The sequence below is a fragment of the Bacillus cabrialesii genome (genome assembly GCF_004124315.2).
Lineage (GTDB): Bacteria > Bacillota > Bacilli > Bacillales > Bacillaceae > Bacillus > Bacillus cabrialesii.
The window spans coordinates 945707-970000 of the sequence record NZ_CP096889.1; the positions used below are offsets into that span (position 1 = coordinate 945707).

The 24294-nt window shown below is 44.4% G+C and carries 28 protein-coding genes and 1 rRNA gene (1 of these 29 running past the window's edge); 20 read left to right on the forward strand and 9 right to left on the reverse strand.

The features are described 5' to 3' along the window. The first annotated feature begins 42 nt into the window (after window positions 1-42). The gene (locus EFK13_RS04770; RefSeq protein ID WP_129506330.1) at window positions 43-627 is read left to right on the forward strand and encodes a nitroreductase family protein; all 585 of its coding nucleotides are present in this window, start codon (window positions 43-45) and stop codon (window positions 625-627) included. 38 nt (window positions 628-665) lie between these two features. Here the strand turns inward: EFK13_RS04770 and EFK13_RS04775 are convergent, their stop codons facing one another. The 3 genes from EFK13_RS04775 to EFK13_RS04785 all read right to left on the reverse strand — a co-directional run bounded on the left by EFK13_RS04775 (window position 666) and on the right by EFK13_RS04785 (window position 2000). Beyond that, window positions 666-857, reverse strand: coding sequence for a YfhD family protein (locus EFK13_RS04775; RefSeq protein WP_129506329.1), 192 nt, complete (start codon window positions 855-857; stop codon window positions 666-668). A 66-nt stretch (window positions 858-923) separates the two neighbouring features. After that, window positions 924-1034: a YfhE family protein gene (locus EFK13_RS04780; RefSeq protein ID WP_003223230.1), complete on the reverse strand. Its 111-nt coding sequence runs from the start codon at window positions 1032-1034 to the stop codon at window positions 924-926. Window positions 1035-1088: 54 nt separating this feature from the next. Further along, entirely contained in the window at window positions 1089-2000 is a 912-nt protein-coding gene (locus tag EFK13_RS04785; protein ID WP_129506328.1) for a TIGR01777 family oxidoreductase, read from the reverse strand. Between the two features lie 88 nt (window positions 2001-2088). On the opposite strand from EFK13_RS04785, the gene recX reads away from it, so the two are divergent. The 3 genes from recX (at window position 2089) to EFK13_RS04800 (ending at window position 4537) form a co-directional block, all read left to right on the forward strand. Beyond that, complete coding sequence (gene recX / locus EFK13_RS04790; RefSeq protein ID WP_129506327.1) at window positions 2089-2880, forward strand: recombination regulator RecX; 792 nt, start codon at window positions 2089-2091, stop codon at window positions 2878-2880. Between the two features lie 7 nt (window positions 2881-2887). Further along, entirely contained in the window at window positions 2888-3208 is a 321-nt protein-coding gene (locus EFK13_RS04795) for a YfhH family protein (RefSeq protein ID WP_129506326.1), read from the forward strand. Window positions 3209-3343: 135 nt separating this feature from the next. Beyond that, entirely contained in the window at window positions 3344-4537 is a 1194-nt protein-coding gene (locus EFK13_RS04800; RefSeq protein ID WP_129506325.1) for an MFS transporter, read from the forward strand. 33 nt (window positions 4538-4570) lie between these two features. On the opposite strand, the gene EFK13_RS04805 is transcribed toward EFK13_RS04800, so the two are convergent. After that, complete coding sequence (locus EFK13_RS04805) at window positions 4571-4723, reverse strand: small, acid-soluble spore protein K (protein ID WP_003223241.1); 153 nt, start codon at window positions 4721-4723, stop codon at window positions 4571-4573. Between the two features lie 124 nt (window positions 4724-4847). Between EFK13_RS04805 and EFK13_RS04810 the strand changes: the two genes are divergently transcribed. The 6 genes from EFK13_RS04810 to EFK13_RS04835 all read left to right on the forward strand — a co-directional run bounded on the left by EFK13_RS04810 (window position 4848) and on the right by EFK13_RS04835 (window position 10921). After that, the gene (locus EFK13_RS04810) at window positions 4848-5117 is read left to right on the forward strand and encodes a YfhJ family protein (protein WP_024715679.1); all 270 of its coding nucleotides are present in this window, start codon (window positions 4848-4850) and stop codon (window positions 5115-5117) included. 143 nt (window positions 5118-5260) lie between these two features. Further along, window positions 5261-5779, forward strand: a complete 519-nt coding sequence (locus tag EFK13_RS04815) for an SH3 domain-containing protein (RefSeq protein WP_129506324.1) — start codon at window positions 5261-5263, stop codon at window positions 5777-5779. Between the two features lie 86 nt (window positions 5780-5865). After that, the gene (locus tag EFK13_RS04820; protein WP_129506323.1) at window positions 5866-6198 is read left to right on the forward strand and encodes an SdpI family protein; all 333 of its coding nucleotides are present in this window, start codon (window positions 5866-5868) and stop codon (window positions 6196-6198) included. Beyond that, a complete protein-coding gene (locus EFK13_RS04825; RefSeq protein WP_129506322.1) occupies window positions 6185-7045 on the forward strand; it encodes an alpha/beta fold hydrolase in 861 nt (286 codons plus the stop codon). Before EFK13_RS04820 ends, EFK13_RS04825 begins: the two co-directional genes overlap by 14 nt. Before the next feature lie 231 nt (window positions 7046-7276). Then, window positions 7277-8266 (forward strand): glycosyltransferase family 2 protein, encoded by a 990-nt coding sequence (locus EFK13_RS04830; RefSeq protein WP_129506321.1) that lies wholly within the window; start codon window positions 7277-7279, stop codon window positions 8264-8266. 72 nt (window positions 8267-8338) lie between these two features. Further along, on the forward strand, window positions 8339-10921 hold the full coding sequence (locus EFK13_RS04835) for a YfhO family protein (protein WP_129506320.1): 2583 nt from the start codon (window positions 8339-8341) through the stop codon (window positions 10919-10921). On the opposite strand, the gene EFK13_RS04840 is transcribed toward EFK13_RS04835, so the two are convergent. Next, entirely contained in the window at window positions 10918-11901 is a 984-nt protein-coding gene (locus tag EFK13_RS04840; protein WP_129506319.1) for a metal-dependent hydrolase, read from the reverse strand. The two genes, EFK13_RS04835 and EFK13_RS04840, sit on opposite strands and share 4 nt — an antisense overlap. Window positions 11902-12117: 216 nt before the next feature. On the opposite strand from EFK13_RS04840, the gene mutY reads away from it, so the two are divergent. Next, entirely contained in the window at window positions 12118-13227 is a 1110-nt protein-coding gene (gene mutY, locus EFK13_RS04845) for an A/G-specific adenine glycosylase (protein WP_129506318.1), read from the forward strand. A 6-nt stretch (window positions 13228-13233) separates the two neighbouring features. Here mutY and EFK13_RS04850 read toward each other — a convergent pair whose 3' ends face one another. Continuing rightward, window positions 13234-13458, reverse strand: coding sequence for a hypothetical protein (locus EFK13_RS04850; protein ID WP_003223257.1), 225 nt, complete (start codon window positions 13456-13458; stop codon window positions 13234-13236). 81 nt (window positions 13459-13539) lie between these two features. Here EFK13_RS04850 and fabL point away from each other — a divergent pair, with 81 nt between their 5' ends. The 5 genes from fabL to EFK13_RS04875 all read left to right on the forward strand — a co-directional run bounded on the left by fabL (window position 13540) and on the right by EFK13_RS04875 (window position 17555). Next, entirely contained in the window at window positions 13540-14292 is a 753-nt protein-coding gene (gene fabL / locus EFK13_RS04855) for an enoyl-[acyl-carrier-protein] reductase FabL (RefSeq protein ID WP_003223262.1), read from the forward strand. A 68-nt stretch (window positions 14293-14360) separates the two neighbouring features. Next, window positions 14361-14618, forward strand: a complete 258-nt coding sequence (gene sspE / locus EFK13_RS04860; protein ID WP_064813949.1) for a gamma type acid-soluble spore protein SspE — start codon at window positions 14361-14363, stop codon at window positions 14616-14618. Window positions 14619-14791: 173 nt separating this feature from the next. Next, the gene (locus tag EFK13_RS04865) at window positions 14792-15052 is read left to right on the forward strand and encodes a YgaB family protein (RefSeq protein WP_014113115.1); all 261 of its coding nucleotides are present in this window, start codon (window positions 14792-14794) and stop codon (window positions 15050-15052) included. Window positions 15053-15195: 143 nt separating this feature from the next. Continuing rightward, window positions 15196-15726 carry a nucleoside tri-diphosphate phosphatase gene (gene ntdP / locus EFK13_RS04870; protein WP_075749749.1) on the forward strand — a complete coding sequence of 177 codons (531 nt, stop codon included), beginning with the start codon at window positions 15196-15198 and terminating at the stop codon, window positions 15724-15726. An 86-nt stretch (window positions 15727-15812) separates the two neighbouring features. Next, a complete protein-coding gene (locus EFK13_RS04875) occupies window positions 15813-17555 on the forward strand; it encodes an ABC transporter ATP-binding protein (protein ID WP_129506317.1) in 1743 nt (580 codons plus the stop codon). A gap of 75 nt (window positions 17556-17630) precedes the next feature. Here EFK13_RS04875 and EFK13_RS04880 read toward each other — a convergent pair whose 3' ends face one another. Both EFK13_RS04880 and EFK13_RS04885 read right to left on the reverse strand, forming a co-directional pair. Further along, on the reverse strand, window positions 17631-18692 hold the full coding sequence (locus EFK13_RS04880; protein WP_129506316.1) for an aromatic acid exporter family protein: 1062 nt from the start codon (window positions 18690-18692) through the stop codon (window positions 17631-17633). Window positions 18693-18910: 218 nt separating this feature from the next. Next, window positions 18911-20200, reverse strand: a complete 1290-nt coding sequence (locus tag EFK13_RS04885; protein ID WP_129506315.1) for a glutamate-1-semialdehyde 2,1-aminomutase — start codon at window positions 20198-20200, stop codon at window positions 18911-18913. Window positions 20201-20353: 153 nt separating this feature from the next. On the opposite strand from EFK13_RS04885, the gene bcp reads away from it, so the two are divergent. Beyond that, on the forward strand, window positions 20354-20827 hold the full coding sequence (gene bcp, locus EFK13_RS04890; protein WP_003223280.1) for a thioredoxin-dependent thiol peroxidase: 474 nt from the start codon (window positions 20354-20356) through the stop codon (window positions 20825-20827). Between the two features lie 132 nt (window positions 20828-20959). Further along, the gene (perR, locus tag EFK13_RS04895; RefSeq protein ID WP_003223285.1) at window positions 20960-21397 is read left to right on the forward strand and encodes a peroxide-responsive transcriptional repressor PerR; all 438 of its coding nucleotides are present in this window, start codon (window positions 20960-20962) and stop codon (window positions 21395-21397) included. A 34-nt stretch (window positions 21398-21431) separates the two neighbouring features. On the opposite strand, the gene EFK13_RS04900 is transcribed toward perR, so the two are convergent. Next, complete coding sequence (locus EFK13_RS04900) at window positions 21432-21785, reverse strand: YgzB family protein (protein WP_129506314.1); 354 nt, start codon at window positions 21783-21785, stop codon at window positions 21432-21434. Between the two features lie 207 nt (window positions 21786-21992). Here EFK13_RS04900 and EFK13_RS04905 point away from each other — a divergent pair, with 207 nt between their 5' ends. Beyond that, complete coding sequence (locus tag EFK13_RS04905) at window positions 21993-22877, forward strand: nucleotidyltransferase-like protein (protein WP_129506313.1); 885 nt, start codon at window positions 21993-21995, stop codon at window positions 22875-22877. Between the two features lie 292 nt (window positions 22878-23169). Continuing rightward, window positions 23170-24294: ribosomal RNA gene (locus EFK13_RS04910) — 16S ribosomal RNA — on the forward strand; it runs 425 nt beyond the window's last position.

A 24294-nucleotide genomic window follows, 5' to 3' on the forward strand; every position in this document is an offset into this window, starting at 1 on the left:
TGAATGATAATCATTTTCAATTGCTTAGGAAGGTGAAACGGTATGCCTCAAACCGAACAGATACATCAACATTCAGCACTGCGGGACATCATACGCAGCAGAAGGTCGATTCGAAAATTCAAGCCAGAGCCCGTGCCTTCAGCAGTCATTCTTGACATGCTTGAAACGGCAAAATATGCGCCAAATCACAGAGTGACAGAGCCGTGGAGATTTATTTACGTTTCCAGTGAGACAGGAAAAGCAAACCTGATCAACACATTTGCTTCGTTTTCTCAAAAAGCAAAGCCGGATATGACAGAGGAAAAACTGCAAAATTTCAAAAACACACTTGGACGCGTCCCGGGATTTCTGCTCGTCGTGTTCCAACAAGATGAAAACGAAAGAGCGCGAGACGATGATTTTGCGGCAACCAGCTCATTGATCCAAAACCTTCAGCTCCTCGCCTGGGAAAAAGGAATCGGCATGGTTTGGAAAAGCGGAAAAATCCTTTACGACAAAGAGGTGCATCAGGCCTTTGGTTTGCAGGATAATGAACGATTCGCCGCTATCATACAAACGGGCTATCCTGACGAAGCGCCGGAAGTGAAAAAACGCACGCCGATCCGTGAACGGTTCACCGACATGTAAAAAACCCCCTGTCTCAAACGGAGACAAGGGGTTTTTCATTAACGGGTTTTCTTTTTCGCTCTGTTGTCGGCTGCTTTCGCACGCTCTTGCGCTTTGCGGTCATCCGCATCAGCAAGCTCGCTTGAATACTCTTCGTAAACGCCGTCAGTTTCCCTTTTTAACGCGTCGGGAACTTGAGGAAGTTTTTGTTTGTTTTTATCACGGTTTTTGTGGATATGATTTCTGCCCATATCAAATTCCCCCTAAAAAGTGATATCAAACAAACATAGTATCTGGCTTTAAGGGGCTATGTATTCCTACTTTCGCTTAGCAGCTTTTTCCGCTTTTTTAAATTCGCCTGAATAAAGAACTTCCTGCATTTTCTTTAGGTTCGCGCCTTGCTGATGCTTCTCCCTCTTCTTTTCCATAAAAAGGACCTCCTTCAACCATGTTATTCTTAAGGTTGACGCTTCCTTCCGTTTTTATACAGCCTTTCCGTCTGTTATCAGCTGTGAGAGTGCGAATTCGAGATCCGAATATGTAAAACGAAATCCAGAGGTTATCGCTTTTTTAGGAAGAGCGCGCTGCCCTTTCACAATCAGAAGACTCATTTCACCCAATGCTTTTGATAAAAAGAATTCCGGAACGGGGAGCCAGTGCGGGCGGTGCTTCACCCGTGCAATCGTTTTTCCGAATTGCTTCATTTCCACGGGGGTGGGCGCGGTGACATTCATGGGTCCTGAGATGCCATTGTCTTCCATCGCGTATCGGATCATCTGGGCGGCATCCTCGACATGAATCCATGACAGCCACTGCCTGCCCGTTCCGATCGTGCCGCCGGCCAGAAGCTTATAGGGAAGAACCATGAGTGGGAGAGCCCCTTTTTCTCCGAGCATTACGCCAAATCTCGCATAAACCGTCCGAATGCCCATCGCTTCAATTTTCTGTCCTTCCTTTTCCCACATATGCGCAGTATGGCTGAGAAAATCCTCATCTGATGTGGGAGAATCCTCTGTGAAGGTTTTCTCGAGACTTGTGCCGTAAATACCGACGGCACTGGCCTGGATCAGCGCCTTTGGTTTTTCCTTCTGTTTATGAATAAGCCGCTGCACTTCACGTGTCGCATTGATACGGCTGGAGAGAATGTGCTGTTTCGTTTTTTCTGTCCAGCGGCCAAAAATCGATTTTCCCGCAAGATTTACCCAGACATCAATATGCGGAAGCTCCTGTTCCGGCACAGCTCCCTCCGTCAGCCATTGAACATATGTGATATTTTTTTGTTCAGTTTCCCTTGCGTTTCTTGATAAAATATAAACATGGTGCCCCTGGCGCGTAAGAACGCCTGTCAGATGCCGGCCGAGAAAACCGGTTCCGCCCGTCATTGCGATATTCATGAATATCTCTCCTCATCGTTCTAATAAATATACTTTACCTCATTTTAATAAAAGAAAACGCGTTTCAGGCCTGAGAAGGGAGATTAAGATGCCATTTATTACAAAAATATCAGCGCAAAAAAAGAATACGGAACGCTTCAATATTTTTCTGGATGAAAAATACGCCTTCAGCGTGGACGCGGACGTGCTCGTAAAATTTGAGCTCAAAAAGGGAAAAGAGCTCGATGATCTAGACATCATTGAGATTCAATACGGAGATGAAGTGAAGAAAGGCTTCAACCGTGCGCTTGAATTTTTATCCTACCGCATGAGATCAACGAAAGAGGTTGAGGACCATTTAAAGAAAAAAGAAACCTCGGCGCCGGTTATTGCGGAAGTCATCCATAGGCTTAACGATTACAAGTACTTAAACGACCAGGAATTTGCCGCGGCTTATGTCAGCACCCACAAAAAAACGAACGGAAAAGGACCTGACGTTTTGTTCAGAGAGCTGAGAGCAAAGGGGATCGACGACGATACAATTAAGGAGGCGCTGAGTTCCTTTTCCTTTGAAGATCAGACGAGAGAAGCGGTCAAGCATGTTGAAAAGCTTCTCAAAAAAGATAAAAAACTTTCGACGAAAGAGCTTAAACAGCGCGCCCAGATGCAGCTTCAGCGCAAAGGCTTCTCATTTGATGTCATCAGCGCGGCTATGGAGCAGATTGAATATGAAAATGATGAAGACACAGAGAAAGAAGCGCTGCGCCTTCACGCGGAAAAAGCGTTTAGAAAATACCGCTATGACGGCTCATATGAAAGTGCCATGAAGGTCAAACAATTTTTGTTCCGCAAAGGATTCTCACTCGATTTAATCGAGCAATTTCTGCAGGAAGAGGAGTAGCTGAAAAATGGAGAAACGATACAGTCAAATGACACCGCACGAACTCAATACCGAAATCGCATCACTTTCTGAAAAAGCAAGAAAAGCCGAACAGCTTGGAATCATAAACGAACTGGCAGTGCTCGAACGGAAAATTACGATGGCAAAAGCATATTTGCTGAACCCGGAAGATTTCTCACCGGGAGCAGCGTATCGTGTGGAAGACACTGAGGACGAGTTTACGATCAGCTATTTAAATGGCGTTTTCGCATGGGGATACAGAACCTCGTCCCCTGATCAAGAGGAGGCGCTGCCAATCTCAGTATTGCAAGAAAAGAAGCAAGCGTAACAGGGAGGCTGAATATCAGCCTCTTTTTTTGTGCAGCACATTTAGACGAAATCTTAAAGAAAAAATCATTGAATTCACTCCAAAAATCTTTTAAGATGAAAACCGTTGTTTTTTAAAATCAAGGAGGCGATGACGTTGAGTATCAAAAACCCATCTGTAAAATTTATTATATTTGTACTTATGATTTGTACATTCTCAATCGGATACACAGAATACGCAGTAATGGGGATCTTGACGTCGATTGCCAATGACTTTCATATACAGGTTTCATCTGCGGGGCTTCTTGTGACTGCTTATGCGGCAAGCGTCTGTTTGACAGGCCCAATCGTTACAATCATTGCCGTCAAGCTTCCGAGAAAGCCTGTGCTGCTTGGATTGATGGCGGTTTTTATCCTTTCCAACCTGATGAGCGCGCTGGCGCCGAATTTTGCGGTATTGGCCGTTTCAAGAATTTTATCTGCTTCCATTCATGGCGCTTTCTTTGCGATCGCAATGGTATTTGCCAGTGAAATGGTCCCGCCGGAAAAGCGTGCCGCAGCCGCAGCCTCAATGAACGGCGGACTGACAGTGGCTCTGATGCTGGGTGTTCCATTCGGATCCTATCTCGGAGATGTCCTGAATTGGAGAGCCGTGTTTTCCATCATTACGGCGCTTGGCGTCATTGGATTCCTAGGCCTCATGGCTGCCGTGCCGAACAGAAAACCAAAAGTGATCCCGATGCTAATGAATGAGTGGGGGGTATTTAAGCACAAACAGGTGCTGTATTCCTTCGCGATTACAATCTTAGGCTATTCCGGCGTCTTTATCGCCTATACTTTTATCGAACCGATTTTGAGACATTCAGCCGGATTCAGCACAGTCGGCATTACAGGCGCTCTCTTTGCATATGGATTAGGGGGCGTTGCAGGGAATTTCTTTGCGGGAAAAGTGCCGCTTCCTTTGCTGACTCGGACGATGATCGGCGTGATGATCGGTTTGATCGGTGTGCTTGCCGTATTTCCTTACATCGCCATTTATCCGGCCGCTGCCGTTGTTGGAACGTTTTTATTCGGGGCATGCGCATTCGGCACGCCGCCTTTGCTGCAAACGAAGGTCATTTCTTCATCTGAGGGCGGCACAACCATTGCCGCCGCTGTCAGTGTGTCAGCGTTTAACCTTGCTAATGCGTTAGGTGCGTGGATCGGAGGAATGATTTTAAGCGGAACGGGCTCTTATTCCTGGCTGTTTGCGGGCGGAGCGCTTATGACCGCATGCGGTCTCGTGCTTTCGACCTTCGCACACGTGTCAGAAAAGAAGAGCGTTTACGAGTATCAAGTCAATAAAGGATAAAAAAACAGCTGCAGCGCATGCAGCTGTTCTTCTTTACCGTTTGCCGGAAGCTCTCATTCTTTCTTGAGGATGCTGATTGATGGATCCGTCAGCACGCTTTGAAGCATAGTCGTCCTTTGCTCTCGGTTCACCCTGAAATTTGTTTTCGTTTTCGTAAGGAAATCCTTTTTCCTTATTCCGGACCATGTCATTTCCCCCTAGGTTCGAGATCAAAAAGTTGCGTCTTTCCAGATGAAGACGTAAGGTTAGTATATGGAGAACAGCACGTTTTAAAGCGTCATTTTTTTCCTGAAGAAAGGAGACTGCACACATGAATACGTACATTGAGAAACTGACAAATCTGCTTCTGGAAAAGAACGATATGATCAGCTATATACAGGCAAAAACATGGGTGGAATTGCTATGGAGCGATTTTGAAGCAACCTATGCAAAAGCCGGACACGCCTATCAAGGTGAAAAAATGACCGAAAAAATCGTCTCACAATGGATCGAAAACTATGGCGGCCAGCTCCACCTTTTCCAAAGCTCCCGTGATGATGTGAACGACTATTTAAACCAAAGCAAAGGCCTTTTGCATTAAAAAACCTGCCGTTATCGTCCGGCAGGTTTTTTCATTTCCTTAAAATTACTTTAACAGGCAGAAAAATAAACAAAACGGGTTTCACCAGCCTGTCAATCAGGGAATACCACTTATATCTTGTCAAATGCGAGGAGGAGCTTTATATGAAAAAGAAACAAGCAATGCTCGCTTTAACAGCTGCCGCAGGACTGGGTTTGTCAGCACTTTATTCCGCTCCCGCAGCACAAGCTGCGCCCCTTCACGACATTTCTGCCAGCATGCCATCATCCGATACTTACATCATAAAAGCAGGAAAGCTGAATGTCCGGACTGAGCCAAATCATAAAGGTGACATTCTCGGCACTTTATCATCAGAACAAAAAGTCACAGTCATTGGATTTGCAAATGACGATTGGGCTCAAATTCACTTCAAAGGAAAAAAAGCATATATTTCAACACACTTCTTAATGAAAACCGCAAGCCAAGCGAAAACAGCGAAACAGACAGCCTTTTATGCGCCGACACCTGAAAACGGAAAAGCCAAACAGCTCTCATCCGGTACAGAGGTGACAATACTCGGGTGGGGATTCAGTAAAAACGGGGGATTTGACTTCACATGGGCGTTCGTTGATGATGGCGGAGTTAAGGGCTATATTCAGACAAAGGACTTACAAATCCGATAAATTAAGGCAAGCCGGGGCTTGTCTTTTTGCCTGGATATGAAACATTTCTTCTTTCTGCACGTAACAATGAGAAAGGAGATGATGATATGGCGGGTATAGTCAGCGGAGGGCTCATGATCATTGCGGGTATATTGATCAAACTGTTTCCTCCCAAATCCATCAACAGTCTATACGGATACAGAACGAGACGCTCAATGTCAGATCAAAGATTATGGAATGAAGCGAACCGTTATAGTGCATCATTAATGATCCTGTCAGGCTTGGTCATTGCGGCGTTGGGTTTGCTGCTGAGGTCCAACTTGATCATTCTGCAGCTAATCCTGCTGCTTGCCGCCTGTGTGATTACGTTTATGCTAACTGAGAAAAAGCTGAAAAACATGACGCACAGTCAAGGAGGAGATAGAAGTGGACGGAGTTAAATGCCAGTTTGTCAAAACAAACGGAATCACGCTCCACGTTGCGGCCGCAGGGCCGGAGGACGGCCCGTTACTTGTCCTGCTCCATGGATTTCCTGAGTTTTGGTACGGCTGGAAAAACCAAATTAAACCGCTCGCCGACGCCGGTTACCGGGTCATTGCTCCTGATCAGCGGGGCTACAATCTCAGTGACAAACCGGACGGAATTGATTCATACCGGATTGATACATTAAGAGATGATATCATTGGGCTTATTACGCAATTCACAGATGAAAAAGCAATAGTCATCGGTCATGACTGGGGAGGGGCTGTCGCATGGCATTTGGCTTCAACACGCCCCGAATATGTTGAAAAGCTGATCGCGATCAACATTCCGCACCCGCACATTATGAAAACCGTAACGCCTGTTTATCCGCCGCAATGGCTGAAAAGCTCGTATATCGCATTCTTCCAGCTGCCCGACATACCGGAGGCATCACTAAAGGAAAATGATTATGAAACATTAGATAAGGCGATTGGATTATCGACCCGTCCCGAACTTTTCACGTCCGAGGATGTCAGCAGCTACAAAGAAGCGTGGAGCCAGCCTGGGGCCCTGACAGCTATGCTGAACTGGTACAGAGCTCTCAGAAAAGGCAGCCTTGCAGAGAAACCCGCTTACGAAACAGCACCTTACCGGATGATCTGGGGAATGGAAGACCGTTTTTTAAGCAGAAAGCTTGCGAAAGAGACGGAAAGGCGTTGCCCGAATGGACATCTCATTTTTGTTGATGAAGCTTCCCATTGGATTAACCACGAAAAACCAGACATCGTCAATCAGCTTATTTTGGAATATCTTAAAAACCAATAAGTCAGATTTTCTCTGCATCCGTCTGTCATAATGGCAGACTTTTTCTGTGCGTTTTTTTCATAGTCTGTTTTAAACATGACAAAATAACATTAAAAATCTTGAATGTCATCATAAAAATGTAACAAAAAACAGGTTTAAACGACTTTTAAAAAAGGAATAGCCTTACTGAAGATTTGTGCAAAACTCCCCTAAGGCAATACTTAAAAAGAATAATAAAAAGAAGGTGCCTTAATGAAGAAAGGATTAATTTCGATTATTATCCCGTCTTACAATGAAGGGTATAATGTCAAACTCATTCATGAATCTTTGAAAAAGGAATTCAAAAGCATTCATTATGACTATGAAATATTCTTCATAAACGACGGAAGTGTTGATGACACGCTTCAGCAGATCAAAGACTTGGCAGCCGTATGCAGCCGGGTAAAATACATATCTTTTTCTCGAAACTTCGGAAAAGAAGCCGCGATTCTGGCGGGCTTTGAGCATGTTCAAGGCGAGGCGGTTATTGTAATGGACGCCGATCTGCAGCATCCGACTTATTTGCTGACGGAGTTTATCAAAGGCTATGAAGAAGGCTATGACCAAGTCATTGCCCAAAGGAATAGAAAAGGCGACAGCCCTGTCCGCTCAATCCTGTCATCTCTGTATTACAAATTCATCAATAAAGCGGTGGAGGTTGATTTGCGCGACGGTGTCGGAGACTTTCGGCTTCTAAGCCGCCAAGCAGTAGACGCCCTTTTGAAGCTGAGCGAAGGCAACCGCTTCTCAAAAGGCCTGTTTTGCTGGATCGGCTTCGATCAGAAAATTGTGTTTTATGAAAATGTCGAACGGAAAAACGGAACATCAAAATGGTCGTTCAGCAGTCTGTTTAACTACGGAATGGACGGCGTCGTTTCATTCAATCATAAGCCGCTGAGAATATGCTTTTATACCGGCATTTTCATTTTACTGCTTTCCATCATTTATATCATTGCCACATTCGTTAAAATTCTGACTAACGGCATTTCTGTCCCCGGATATTTCACTATTATCTCGGCGGTATTATTTCTCGGCGGGGTACAGCTGTTAAGCCTAGGAATCATAGGCGAATATATTGGCCGGATCTATTATGAAACAAAAAAACGCCCGCATTATTTGATTAAAGAAGCGAATATCCCGAACAAAGACCTGCCTGAAACAAACGAATTGAAAAGCGTGCGGCGTCTGACAAAAATGCACTGAAATCCCCCAAGCGCCATTGGCAGTGCTTTTTTTGCGTGTCTACCATTTTAAAGGCAAGACTGGAGAATTCATATGAAAAGAAAATATGTCATGATCTATGCGGCCAGTCTGCTCGTATCCGTTCTTGCACACGCTTTTTTTGTGAAAGAATGGGCGGACGGCAGATACATGACAGGTCCGGGTGACGGACTTGCGCAAATGATCGTATTTAAAAAATTATTATTTGACCAATATACACACGGGAATTTTTTCTACAATTATTCATTCGGACTCGGCGGCGGTACATTCAGTCAGCTCGGCTATTATTTTTCTGCTTCCTTTCTTTTTCTTGCGGTATCCGCCGCCGTCTGGCTGCTTCAAGCCGTTCAGCTGATTGGAGAACCGGATACGCTGTTTTGGGCGCAGTCAGCTGTTTTTATCAGTATTTTCAAACTGAGCCTGGTCATCTTTACAGCCGCTTCTGTTTTTCAATATCTTCTTAAACACAGAGCGGCTTCGTTTACGGGGGCTGTATTATACGGTGCCTCAATCATTTATTTCCGTCACGAAGCGTATTGGGATTTCTTTACCGATACAATGATTTGGCTTCCGCTGCTTGTGCTCGGAGCAGAAAAAATCATGAGAGAGCGGCGTCCGGCATGGTTTATCATTGCGTGTTCGCTGACGTTAATCAACAATTTTTACTTTGCGTACATAAACCTCATATTCATCGGGTTCTATGTGCTGTTCAGATGGCTGATTCGACTGGAAAAGCATGAAGAGAAGAGATGGATTCAATGCCGAATGTTTTTGGTGTCAGGTCTCATTTCTTTTGGCATCAGTGCGGCGGCGTTTGTGCCGGTGGTATATGGTTATTTGAACAACCTGCGCCCGCCGTACAGCCAGAAAATAGAGTGGCTCAATTTCGATGATAATATCTTATTTTCAAGCCGGATCATCATTGTGCCGGCCGCATTTCTGCTGTTTTTGTTTATTGCTTCTTTTTACAAAAACCGCGTGTTTCGTCTGTTTGCCGGATTGAGCCTGCTGTTTATTCTTTTTCATTTCAGCCCGTATGCGGCAAGCGCATTTAACGGCTTTTCCGCTCCGCAAAACCGGTTTGAGTATGTTCTGGCCTTTACCATTGCGGGGGCAGCTGCGGCGGGCCTGTCACAGCTGTCTGAACTGAAATGGAAAGAACTGCTCCCGGCTGCCGCGGTTGTCCTTCTTCTTTACTTGTATCATATCCAAAGGTATGAGCTTGATATATGGAAGCCTGCGAATGAAAGCATTCTATTGCTTTTATTCCTGACAATCGCTGCCTTGTTTGCAGCAGCTTTTACGAAAAAACGGGCAACGGTGGCTGTGTACGGTGTGATCATTCTTTCTTCGCTGTTTGTCGCCAACACCTATCAAAAATACGCGCTCTCAGAAGGGGGCGGTCTGGACAGTGTAACAAAAGCATATCTCACGGGTGAAGAATACAAAGGGCAAGAATCCTCTGAGCTTATCAGGCGTTTACAGAAGAAAGACGATGATCCGCTCATGAGAATAGACTGGATGAACGGAGTCTTCAATAATACGCCAATCATTTACGGGTTTAATGGATTCAGCGCCTATTCCAGCATTTTAAACCAACATTTGCTGACCTTCTATTGGAATGATTTGAGTATCGATATGGGGAGGGAAAGCGTCAGCCGTTATGCGTCATTGGGAGACAGGGCGAATGTATACAGTCTGCTTTACGGCAAATATTATATGACGGAAAAAACAAACGAAGCCAACGTCCCGTACGGCTTCAAAAAGCATTTGGAGTCGGAAAATTATGTAGTTTATAAAAATCAATACATGCTTCCTTTCGTCAAAACAGCCGATGCCGTATACAGCGAAAGCGAGCTGGACAAATTATCCGCTCTTGCGAAAGAACAGGCCATGCTGAAAGGGATTGTACTAGCAGATCCATCGGGAAAAACGAAGCAGGCTCCCAAACCGGCCAATCTGATTCCAACGTCGGACATCGCCGCAAAACATGCCGAGTATGAAAACGGACTGCTCACTGTGACCGGAGAAAACGGAGGAGAACTGATCATCACCCCGAAACAGGCGTCATCCGCTCCGGGAGACTACTATGTCAGCTTTTATTTGAAAAGCAAAGCAAAAGACAAAGGATTTACATTAAAGGTCAATGATTATGTCACAACGAGGAAATCAAACCAATCGATTTATAAAACCGGAGTAAATGATTTAACGGTCAGAGTGCCTAAATCAGGCGATATCTCGATCAAGCTTCCGAGAGGAACATATGAGCTGAAAAACATAGCGCTCTATGAAGAAAACTACCAAACGCTAAAAAGCGCAGTACGGCAAAATAAAACAGACAAAGCAGACAATCTGAAATGGGATAAAAACAAGCTGACATTTGCATATCATCTGTCAAAAGACAAGTACATCATGCTTCCAATCCCCTACGAAAAAGGCTGGGAGCTGAAGATTAACGGGAAAACACAGACAATCGAAAAAGCGGACTATGCTTTCATAGGCTTTAAGGCGCAAAAGGGAGATAATCACATTGAGCTTGTCTACTACCCGCCATACTTTAAAATATCGGCGCTCATATCTCTCGTCAGTCTGCTGCTTGCTGCTTTATATATAAGACGAAAAAAAGCCCGGCTCTAAATAGAGCCGAGCTTTAATTTTTTTTGAAGCTTTTCTTCGCTGAATATCCATCCCGTATAAGACGACCGAATCGTGAGATCATGGCCGATATGAACGATGGCCACAAACGGATAATGGCCTTTGCTCCGATAACGCAGGTCAATAAATCTTACCTCATAATGATCTTTAAACGTATCCACTTCCCACCGGTAAACCGGAGAAAATGACAGAAACGCCGCGATGTTATCATCCTGCTTTGCCGCATGCATCACGTCGGTTTCAGGAACAGGCACCCGATTAAACGTATCCAGAATCACTACATGCCCTTCCATGCTTCTCCCCACATAGAAAGCATGGGCTGTCGTCACTGCGATCCGCCATTGCCTGAATTTCATCGTCGGAGAAATAATAATGCTTTCGATCTCATCATGAATCATCTCATGAAGCTTCCGTTTAATTCTCAGCTGCATGATCAGGCGCACCAAATAATAGCCTGCCAATATGATATATAAGCTGAGAAACGTAATGCCGGGATTGCCGCCTGCATACCAAATCGCGATAGCCGCCAGATGGCTGATAAAAATAAACGGATCAAACGTATTAATCAGCCCGAGCGCCACCCATTTTTTCGAAAACGGCCGTATGGCTTGTGTTCCGTACGCGTTGAAAATATCAACAAAGACATGCAGAACGACTGCCAGCAGCGTCCACAGCCATAGATGAAGAAAATCGGCCTGCGAATAAAATAAATACAAAATCGCCGGAATGATGACAGACCAAAACAAAACGGCGGGAATTGAATGGGTAAATCCTCTGTGGTTTCTTATATAAACAGCATTATTTTTAAGCTTTAACACAGTATCAATATCCGGAGCCTGAGAGCCCGCAAGCGTAGCGATCATAACAGCGTGAGCCATTGCCGGATCTGATCCGACAACAGGGTCTAGCGTCGCAATACCGCCAAGTGCGACGCCCATCACGACATGTGTACCCGTATCCATAGGTGACCTCCTTGCAGGATTGTCCTGCACATTCACTTTTGTAAGATATTCCCCATTTTCATATACCCAATTTTTAAACAGATTCAATCGTTCTCATATGTTTCCGCTTTTTCTTTACTTCTATTTAATGTAACATATTATCGTACTGTGCCCTTAGTGTACAACAAAAAACAGTCTAAAGAAAAGCGGGGCGCGAAAGACTGGGGAGAAACACATATGAACGAACTTGAACACAAATTAAAACAAAAAGACATACAGCAATTTCGCGATGATTTAATCTCATGGTTCGAACGAGAGCAGCGCGTTCTGCCGTGGAGAGAAGACCAAGATCCATATAAAGTGTGGGTATCTGAAGTCATGCTGCAGCAAACGAGAGTAGAGACAGTGATCCCTTACTTTCTGCGGTTTGTGGAACAATTCCCGACAGTGGAAGCGCTCGCTGATGCTGATGAAGAAAAAGTGCTGAAAGCATGGGAGGGGCTCGGCTACTATTCGCGAGTCAGAAACCTGCAAAGCGCGGTAAAAGAAGTGAAACAGGAATACGGGGGCATTGTTCCTCCAGACGAGAAAGACTTTGGCGGTTTAAAAGGCGTCGGCCCTTATACAAAGGGAGCGGTGCTCAGCATCGCCTATAATAAACCGATTCCCGCGGTTGACGGCAATGTGATGCGTGTCATGTCGAGAATTCTTTCCATTTGGGATGATATCGCCAAACCAAAAACAAGAACAATCTTTGAAGAAGCGATTCGTGCGTTTATTTCTAAGGAAAAACCATCTGAATTCAATCAAGGCTTAATGGAGCTTGGAGCCTTGATCTGCACGCCGAAATCACCTTCATGCCTGCTATGCCCGGTGCAACGGCATTGCTCAGCATTTGAAGAAGGCACTGAACGGGAGCTTCCGGTAAAAAGCAAAAAGAAAAAGCCCGGGATCAAAACAATGGCTGCGATCGTGCTGACTGATGAAGACGGACAAGTATATATACACAAACGGCCGTCAAAAGGTTTGCTCGCCAACCTGTGGGAATTCCCTAATCTTGAAACACAAAAAGGGATCAAAACCGAGCGTGAACAGCTTACTGCATTTTTAGAAAACGAATATGGGATACAAGCTGACATCAGTGATTTGCAAGGTGTGGTCGAGCATGTTTTCACCCACCTGGTGTGGAATATTTCTGTGTTTTTCGGTAAAGTAAAACAAGTGTCGGATGCCAGAGAGCTGAAAAAAGTAACGAAAGAAGAGCTCGAACAATTTGCGTTCCCGGTATCGCATCAAAAAATCTGGAAGATGGCAGTGGAAGCAGCCGCATACTCGGCTGCTCCGTAAACATTCTTAATCGTAAGAGACGCGCGTGCCGTGGCTGTAGTCCGCTTCATTGCGCTTCATTCCGCCGCGCGCTTCAATTTCTTGCGTTAATTCACGGTATTTTGATTGGCCTTCTTCGTTCAAATAAGGCATAATTTGCTGAAAGGCATGATGAAAGTAGGCGAGTTCACTGTTTTTCCAATCTTCTTTGGAAACCATGTTTAATTCGCTCATATCACGTCCGACATACATAACAGAAGACCCCCTTTTAAGTTCTTGCCATTATTGTTTGTGGAAATAAAAGAACTATACGCTACAAGGAGATGAGGAAAAATGGAACAAAATAAATGCGCACTCGTAACAGGAAGCAGCCGCGGTGTCGGAAAAGCGGCCGCGATCAGACTTGCTGAGAACGGCTATAACATTGTCATTAACTATGCGCGCAGCAAAAAAGCAGCTTTGGAAACAGCGGAAGAAATCGAAAAGCTTGGCGTCAAAGTGCTTGTCGTAAAAGCAAATGTGGGACAGCCGGCAAAAATCAAAGAAATGTTTCAGCAAATTGATGAAACGTTTGGCAGACTTGATGTTTTTGTCAATAATGCGGCTTCAGGCGTTCTAAGACCTGTCATGGAACTAGAAGAAACACACTGGGACTGGACAATGAACATTAATGCGAAAGCGTTGCTATTCTGCGCCCAGGAAGCGGCCAAGCTAATGGAAAAGAACGGAGGCGGGCATATCGTCAGCATCAGTTCATTAGGTTCGATCCGCTACCTTGAAAACTACACGACAGTTGGCGTATCAAAAGCGGCATTAGAAGCTTTAACCCGTTATCTTGCGGTTGAGCTTTCGCCAAAACAAATTATCGTCAATGCCGTATCAGGCGGAGCGATTGATACGGATGCCCTCAAACATTTCCCGAACAGAGAGGATCTGCTTGAGGATGCGCGTCAAAACACGCCGGCGGGACGCATGGTCGAAATCAAAGACATGGTTGATACTGTTGAATTCCTGGTGTCTTCCAAGGCTGACATGATCCGCGGACAGACAATTATCGTTGACGGCGGACGCTCACTGCTCGTTTAAAAATTTTTAAAAAAGAGGAATAGCCATACGATCACCTGCACATTCTAATGACCGTGGAGGTGATAACAATGGCTAACTCAAATAATTTCAGCAAAACAAACGCACAACAAGTCAGAAAACAAAACCAACAATCAGCTGCTGGTCAAGGTCAATTCGGCACTGAATTTGCTAGCGAAACAAACGCTCAGCAAGTCAGAAAACAAAACCAGCAATCAGCTGCCGGCCAACAAGGTCAATTCGGCACTGAATTCGCTAGCGAAACGAACGTACAGCAGGTAAGACAGCAAAACCAATCTGCTGAACAAAACAAACAACAAAACAGCTAATCACTGAAACAGAAAAAAGCACTTCATCCTCGGGTGAAAGTGCTTTTTTTCTGTTTAGAAAACGACAAAACTTGTGGAAGGTCTACAGAATGAGTCAAAGGGTTTGCTTCATTGGAATCGAAATGATTAAAGGAGGAAATGTTTATACTTTCACCAGGCTGAAGGAGGAACCGATGACGGAATTTGAAAAGCTGGTAAGTGAACAGATGAAAACGATGGACAAGCTTCTCGATCTCCAATCAGAGCTCGACCGCTGCAAACAAATAGAAGCAGAACTCCGGCATTTGGAAAGGGATGCAAGGCTGCGCGGCATTCAGGATGAAATTGCGGTAAAACGAAAACATCTTGCCGATATACAGGATATGTTTCAAAAGCAGACAGAGCAGGTAATTCGTTCTTATCGCAGCTCAGAAAAGCCGTCTTCCTTTGTGTAGAACAGGAATGTGCCATTCCCCGGCCGGAATGGCTCTTTTATTTTCATTTTTCAATTTGTAACGTTATAATAGGTAAAAGACGTTGTCGGTAAGCAAATTTGGACATACTAACTGTAGGGCTTTATAGAAAGTAGGGGAGAAATATGGGCTATCCCAAGGAAGGAGAAACCATTCAAATTCACAGCTATAAGCATAACGGGCTGATTCATAGAATTTGGAATGAGACAACAATCTTAAAAAGTACAGAAATGTGTGTCATCGGAGCCAATGACCGGACGATGGTAACCGAATCAGACGGCCGGACATGGATAACCAGAGAGCCCGCAATCTGTTATTTTCACGCAAGACAATGGTTTAATGTCATCGGAATGCTGAGGGAAGACGGGGTTCATTACTATTGCAATATCAGCTCTCCGTTTGCCTATGATGGCGAAGCAATTAAATATATTGATTATGACCTAGATGTTAAGGTTTTTCCTGACATGACCTACAATATTCTCGATGAAGACGAATATGATGATCATCGGAAAGCCATGAATTATCCAAAAGAAATTGACAGTATTTTAAGAGACTACTTAAACACGCTGCTCCATTGGATTCATCAGAGGCAGGGCCCGTTTGCACCCGAGTTTGTCGATATGTGGTATGAACGGTATTTGCATTATACAAAATAATGGTTACGTAAAAACCTGTTGCGGGGTACAACAGGTTTTTCACATGGGCTCACACACATCATGATAAAGAGAGAGGGGGAATCAGCGTGGGGGTTATGAAACGCTACATGCAATTCGTCAAACCTTATAAGAAGCAAATTTTCGTTACAGTATTAATCGGGATTGTAAAATTCTCCATTCCGCTTGCTCTCCCATTGCTTCTGAAGTACGTAGTTGACGACATTATTCAAGGAGGCGGAACGGCCAGTGACAAAACAACGTCACTGTTGACCATTATGGCGATCATGTTCGCCTTATTTTTAATTTTGCGCCCGCCTGTTGAATATTATCGGCAATATTTTGCCCAGTGGACAGCCAGCAAGGTGCTCTACGATATAAGAGCCAAGCTGTTTGACCATATACAAAAACTGAGCCTGCGTTTTTACGCGAATACGAGAACAGGGGAAGTCATTTCCCGAGTGATCAATGATGTGGAACAAACAAAGGATTTTGTCATCACAGGCCTGATGAATATATGGCTTGATATGCTGACGATTTTGATTGTAATCTCTATCATGCTCACACTGGACGTTAAATTAACGCTGATCTCTATCGTTTTATTCCCATTATACGGCATATCAGTGAAGTATTTTTACGGCCGTTTAAGAAAGCTGACGAGGGAGCGCTCGCAGGCGCTGGCTCAAGTGCAGGGGCATTTGCACGAACGCATTCAAGGCATGCCTGTCATCAGAAGCTTTGCGATAGAAGATCATGAACAGGCTCAATTTAATGAGAAAAACGGCCATTTCTTAGATAAGGCCATCCGCCACACGAATTGGAATGCCAAAACCTTTGCGGTCGTCAATACGATTACAGATTTGGCTCCGCTCATCGTGATCGCGTGCGCCGGCTATTTTGTCATTAATGGACCGCTGACAGTCGGAACAATGGTCGCGTTTGTCGGATATATTGACAGAATGTACAATCCTGTTAGAAGGCTGATTAATTCCTCTACAACGTTGACACAGTCAATCGCGTCAATGGACAGGGTGTTTGAATTTATTGACGAGCCATATGAACTCACTGATAAACCAAATGCCATTAAGGCCGAGCAGATCCGCGGAGAAGTGGAATTTCAAAACGTTTCCTTTCAATATGAAAAAGAAAAAGAAAACATTCTCCATGATGTCTCTTTAAAAGTAAATAGAGGAGAAACCGTAGCGCTTGTCGGCATGAGCGGAGGAGGCAAATCAACACTTGTCAGCCTAATCCCGAGATTTTATGATGTGACCAGCGGCAGGCTGCTGATTGACGGGACAGATATTCGTGATTATGAAGCGAGAAGCCTTCGCAATCAGGTTGGCATGGTGCTTCAGGATACCTTTTTATTCAGTGAGACGATTCGGGAAAATATCGTAATCGGCAAACCTGATGCCACTCTTGACGACATTATCGAAGCCGCCAAAGCTGCCAATGCCCATGAATTTATTATGAGTTTTCCTGAAGGGTATGAGACCCGGGTTGGAGAAAGAGGCGTTAAGCTGTCAGGCGGACAAAAGCAGCGAATCTCAATCGCGCGGGTATTTCTGAAAAATCCGCCGCTCCTCATTTTAGATGAAGCGACATCGGCTCTTGATCTGGAAAGTGAGCACTACATTCAAGAAGCAATGGACAAACTGGCAAAGGACAGAACAACTTTTGTTGTCGCCCACCGCTTATCGACGATCACACATGCGGATAAGATTGTTGTCATGGAAAACGGCACAATCATCGAAATCGGAACTCATGATGAACTTATGGACTATGACAGCCAGTACAAGCACTTATTTACCATTCAAAATTTGAACTGAAAAATCAATCTTATATCCTTTTAATGAAGGATATAAGATTTTTTTGTATATAAAAAACCCGGCTGTTTAACCGGGTTACTCTTCTGTTTCTATTTCGCAGTCTTTCGGATGATACGTTTGAAAACTTGTGATGAGGGTTTCCAAATGCTCAAGATGCTCGCGATATTCTACGGCGCTTGCCATAATATTGAGCATGTTGTAATCAATAAGTTCATCATCCGTGTTCTGCTGATTTTTTAAGAAAGACTTTGTTAAAAGCTGCTTATATTGAATGCCTTCTTCATCTGCGTCATCATGCGGCTTGATTTTACCGACAAACCGCATCAAAATCCGTTCGTGCCAGTAAAGCAGGTAATCAAGCTCTTCAGTCAGTGTTTCCTGAAACTCTTCAGGCATATGATAGATGTCGTTTTCCAGACGATGCAGCTTCTTCAATGTATCAAGCGCCCGGTTTGCAGTGATAATGGCCTGCCTGAACAGGACAAGCTTTCTTGATTTCACATAGGTCGTTTTCTTAAAGTAACTTCTTTCTTCTTTATATAGAAGATAAGTCTGATCAAGCTTGATCATTTTTTCTTTCAGTTTTTCAATATCCTCTTTCAAAATCGAATGCTCTGTTGACTGCCGCATGGACAGCCTGATCCACTTCATAATTTCTTCTGTGTTTTCGACCGTATTATGAATCAGCTTTGTTTCATACTTAGGAGGCAAAAACACAAGGTTAACGATAAAGGAAGAAAGGACCCCTAAGATGACTGTGCTTGTTCTGATCAGCGCGAACATTAAAAAGTCGTCACCGGCGGATTCTAAAATCGCAATAACTGTGACAAGAGCAATCGAAATGGTATGTTCAATTTTAAGTTTCAGCATGATGGTAATGACAATAACTGCTGTCAACCCGATCATAATCGGGCTGGGTCCGAAAATAAGGCCGAATACTGTGGCAATTACAGCGCCGATAATATTTGCCTGAACCTGATCAATAATAATGAGAAAAGAGCGGTAAATTGACGGCTGGATCGCAAATATCGCTGCAATCCCAGCGAAAATCGGCGCGGGAAGCCCGATCCACGAAGCCAAATAAAGGGCAAGTGTAATCGCAATCCCGGTTTTAAAAATGCGGGCACCAAGTTTCATTGGTTTGTGCGTGCATTCCTTTCTATAGTAAATTGTGTGACATAGCAAATGCCTAATCCTTAAAATTCCCGGTCAGTTTATTTGCTAAACAATTAAGTAATATACAGGGATCGATACAAATATTCAAGCTATTTTTCAAGAAAAAGACCAAAATCTTACACGCTGTTTGAATCAATAAAAAAACAGGAGCTTAATGCTCCTGTCAAAGGTGTCTGATTTTAGTTTTTAAGATGTTTAAAAGCATCCTCAACCGCTGCAAGCGTGTCTTTAATATCCTGCTCTGTGTGTGCAGTTGTAATAAACCAGGCTTCATATTTAGAAGGCGCTAAATTTATTCCGCGTTCCAGCATCAGCTTGAAAAACGCAGCGAATGTTTCTCCGTCACTCCGTTCAGCCTGCTCATAATTTTCGACTTTTTCATCAGAAAAATAAACCGTGAGCGCGCCTTTTAAGCGGTTAACGGTAATCGTGATGCCGTGTGTTTCCGCGTGTTGTAAAATGCCTTTCTCCAGCATTGCGCCAAGATGATCAAGCTTTTCATACACGCCTTCCTCTTTGAGCACTTCCAGACAAGCGATGCCTGACAGGATGGAAGCGGGATTCCCGGCCATTGTTCCAGCCTGATAAGCCGGTCCAAGCGGAGCTACTTGCTCCATGATTTCTTTTTTACCGCCATAGGCGCCGATCGGAAGTCCGCCGCCGATAATTTTTCCTAGTGCGGTTAAATCCGGTTTAACCTGTAAGAGATCCTGTGCGCCGCCATACATAAAGCGGAAAGCTGTAATGACTTCATCGTAAATAACGAGTGCGCCTGCATCGTGTGTCAATTCATTTACTTTTTCTAAGAAACCTTCTTTTGGCTCAACAATTCCGAAGTTCCCGACAATCGGCTCAACGAGCACCGCCGCGATTTCACTGCCCCATTTATCAAGGGCCGCTTTATAGCTTTCGATATCATTAAATGGAACTGTGATCACTTCGTTTGCAATGCTTTTCGGTACACCGGCTGAGTCTGGCGTGCCGAGAGTAGACGGGCCGGAGCCGGCAGCCACAAGCACAAGATCCGAATGCCCGTGATAACAGCCTGCAAATTTGATGATTTTTGTCCGGCCTGTATATGCGCGAGCCACGCGGATGGTCGTCATAACAGCTTCTGTTCCTGAATTGACGAATCTTACTTTGTCCATAGCGGGAATGGCTTCTTTAAGCATCTTTGCAAATGTAACCTCATGTTTCGTCGGTGTTCCATACAATACACCGTTCTCTGCTGCTTTTTTAATCGCTTCTGTAATATGCGGGTGGGCATGTCCGGTAATGATCGGACCGTACGCCGCTAAATAATCGATGTATTTGTTGCCGTCCACATCCCAAAAATAAGCGCCGTTTGCTTTATCCATTGCAACGGGAGAACCGCCGCCGACTGCTTTATATGATCTAGACGGGCTGTTTACACCGCCGACAATGTGCTCTAATGCCTCATTGTGAAGTTCAATTGATTTTGTATGCAAGAATAAAAACCTCCTATATCTCCATGCGTCCCTTCTATTGTAGCATGCTTCCTGACAAGAACAATGGATTCGGGCTTAAGATGCAGGGGACGAGAGTTGTAATCTGCTTAAGAATTGGATACGCTTAATAAAAAAACATTCGGAGGTAAAGCAATGACTATAGAAATCGGACAAAAAGCGCCTGATCTTGAGTTAAAAGGTGACCATGGGGAAACAGTAACGTTATCGGATTATAAAGGAAAGTATATCGTGCTTTATTTTTATCCAAAAGACATGACACCGGGATGCACAACTGAAGCATGTGATTTTCGGGACAGCCACGAAAGCTTCGCTGAACTGGATGCCGTTATTATCGGCGTCAGCCCGGACAGCCAGGAAAAACACGGGAAATTTAAAGAGAAGCATAATCTTCCTTTTCTGCTTCTTGTTGATGACGAACATAAGCTGGCAGAAGCGTTTGACGTATGGAAGCTGAAGAAGAACTTCGGAAAAGAATATATGGGAATTGAGCGCTCTACTTTTTTGATTGACAAAGAAGGCCGGCTCGTTAAAGAATGGAGAAAGGTAAAAGTGAAAGACCATGTGGCCGAAGCGCTTCAAACCCTTAAAGATATGTCGGAAAAGTAAATTCGTCTACCAGCCTCTAATGATGTACTTACTTTTGCCCTAATATCAATTGACAAATTATCGTAAAAAGAGTTACACTAATTATAAACATTACAATGTAAGAATTTTTTTTAGAAGAGAGGTGCATGACGGATGGCTGCACATGAACTAAAAGAAGCCTTAGAAACGTTGAAGGAAACCGGAGTTCGCATTACTCCTCAACGTCATGCGATTCTGGAATATCTCGTTAACTCTATGGCTCATCCAACAGCGGACGATATATATAAAGCTCTGGAAGGGAAATTTCCTAACATGAGCGTAGCGACGGTATATAACAATTTGCGTGTGTTCCGGGAATCCGGTTTGGTAAAAGAGCTCACATACGGTGATGCTTCCAGCAGATTCGATTTTGTCACATCCGATCACTATCACGCGATTTGTGAAAACTGCGGTAAAATTGTGGACTTCCACTACCCGGGCCTTGATGAAGTGGAGCAGCTCGCTGCCCATGTGACGGGTTTTAAAGTAAGCCACCACCGTTTAGAAATTTACGGCGTCTGCCAAGAGTGTTCGAAAAAAGAAAACCATTAAAAATAAGCTGACCGCACGAAACGGTCAGCTTATTTTATTTGGACATTTTCTTTTTATTATAAGACTCATCAAATTCTTTTCCTTCTAATCCCTTATCTAAAGTGAGCGGCTCTCTGCAATGCATGCACATATCTACTCTTCCTAAAACCTTTGTCTCTTTTTCACAGCCCGGGCATATGACGCGAACTGCTTTGGTCGATAGCATTCCGATCCAAAAGTAAACAAGCGTGCTGAGACCGATGGATAAAAGCCCGAGTATCATGAACAAACTAGAAAGCAAAACCGACTCTTTGAAAAAGATCCCGATGTACATAATGATAAACCCAACGAAAACCAAACTTAAAGCGAATGTTCTGATTTTATTAATTTTGCTGGAGTATTTCGCCATGTCCATCCCCCTCTGATTTAACTATAGCACAAACCCGATGGGATTTTCTTCATGTTTTCGGTTGAACTGGAATTTACATATGGAGACTTACTGTGAAATTGTTTATAATAGTTCAATGTGTTTAGAAAAAAGGAATTTCGTTTTAACCATAGAATTGAATCAAATAGAGAATAAAAAATTTTGAGCAATTGCATTGGAGGAATAGTGATGGATAATCTTCTCCGTCCAATTTACCAAGAAAGAGCAAGTCATCCCAACACATTGGCTGTCATTATGATTGAGAGAAGAAACAAAACGTCTTCCTTAACAGATAACTTTGATGCCGCCTTGCTGGTGATTGTAAAGGAGGCTGACGAGCCTGTTTTTATAAAGCATTATGAATTTGATCAAAAAACAGCTTCTTTGCATGTGGTAACAGATTCTCAGATTCAAGAATGGATTTTGCTCGGGACAAATAGAAGAATCATAGATTGGATTGTAAATGGTAAAGTCATGTTTGACCGTAACGAATACATTGTCGAGCTGATTGACAGGCTGAACACATTCCCGTTTGCTGAACGCAAACTGAAGATCGGACTTGAATACGGCAAATTAATCAGAAGATATGTTGAAGGAAAAGCTTTTTTTGAAACCGATCAATTTTTAGATGCATACAATGCCGTTGTTCATGCGCTGCATCATTTAGCTCGTATTGAAGTGATCGACAGAGGATTCCATCCGGAAACCACGGTATGGAGCCAAGTGCGCCAGATGGAGCCGCAAGTGTACAAATTATATTCCGAGCTGATTGAAAGTCACGAGAGCTTGGAAAAAAGACTCGAATTATTATTCTTAGCAAATGATTTTCTCATCCATTCCAAAGCCGAGATCGGTTCGGCACACCTTTTCGAAGTAATGAAAGAAAAAGACATTTGGCAATTTGGTGAGCTTCTTCAGCACCCTGACTTAAAGCACTTTACCCAAGACCTAGGCGTTATGCTGGATTACCTGACGGACAAGGGGCTAATTAACGTCTGTCAGATAGAAACGAAAGGGCAGTCTGTCTATCACCGAGGATATTCTTTTAAAAAAGATGTTGACTCTGATTCTTGACCATGATATATTATTAAACGTCGCTGATGCGCTTCTGAAAAAATAAGCTCACAGCGGCGGAGAAATAAATTAAAAAAACATTTGACAAAAGAAAGTCGAAATGTTATATTAATAAAGTCGCTTCGACAAGAAGTGGAAATGATCTTTGAAAACTAAACAAGACAAAACGTACCTGTTAATTCATTATTATAAAATCGCACAGCGATGTGCGTAGTCAGTCAAACTAGGATCTGCATGATGCAGATCACACAGGCGTCGCCGCAGGATGCGGTGAACTTAACCTGTGATCCATTTATCGGAGAGTTTGATCCTGGCTCAGGACGAACGCTGGCGGCGTGCCTAATACATGCAAGTCGAGCGGACAGATGGGAGCTTGCTCCCTGATGTTAGCGGCGGACGGGTGAGTAACACGTGGGTAACCTGCCTGTAAGACTGGGATAACTCCGGGAAACCGGGGCTAATACCGGATGCTTGTTTGAACCGCATGGTTCAAACATAAAAGGTGGCTTCGGCTACCACTTACAGATGGACCCGCGGCGCATTAGCTAGTTGGTGAGGTAACGGCTCACCAAGGCAACGATGCGTAGCCGACCTGAGAGGGTGATCGGCCACACTGGGACTGAGACACGGCCCAGACTCCTACGGGAGGCAGCAGTAGGGAATCTTCCGCAATGGACGAAAGTCTGACGGAGCAACGCCGCGTGAGTGATGAAGGTTTTCGGATCGTAAAGCTCTGTTGTTAGGGAAGAACAAGTACCGTTCGAATAGGGCGGTACCTTGACGGTACCTAACCAGAAAGCCACGGCTAACTACGTGCCAGCAGCCGCGGTAATACGTAGGTGGCAAGCGTTGTCCGGAATTATTGGGCGTAAAGGGCTCGCAGGCGGTTTCTTAAGTCTGATGTGAAAGCCCCCGGCTCAACCGGGGAGGGTCATTGGAAACTGGGGAACTTGAGTGCAGAAGAGGAGAGTGGAATTCCACGTGTAGCGGTGAAATGCGTAGAGATGTGGAGGAACACCAGTGGCGAAGGCGACTCTCTGGTCTGTAACTGACGCTGAGGAGCGAAAGCGTGGGGAGCGAACAGGATTAGATACCCTGGTAGTCCACGCCGTAAACGATGAGTGCTAAGTGTTAGGGGGTTTCCGCCCCTTAGTGCTGCAGCTAACGCATTAAGCACTCCGCCTGGGGAGTACGGTCGCAAGACTGAAACTCAAAGGAATTGACGGGGGCCCGCACAAGCGGTGGAGCATGTGGTTTAATTCGAAGCAACGCGAAGAACCTTACCAGGTCTTGACATCCTCTGACAATCCTAGAGATAGGACGTCCCCTTCGGGGGCAGAGTGACAGGTGGTGCATGGTTGTCGTCAGCTCGTGTCGTGAGATGTTGGGTTAAGTCCCGCAACGAGCGCAACCCTTG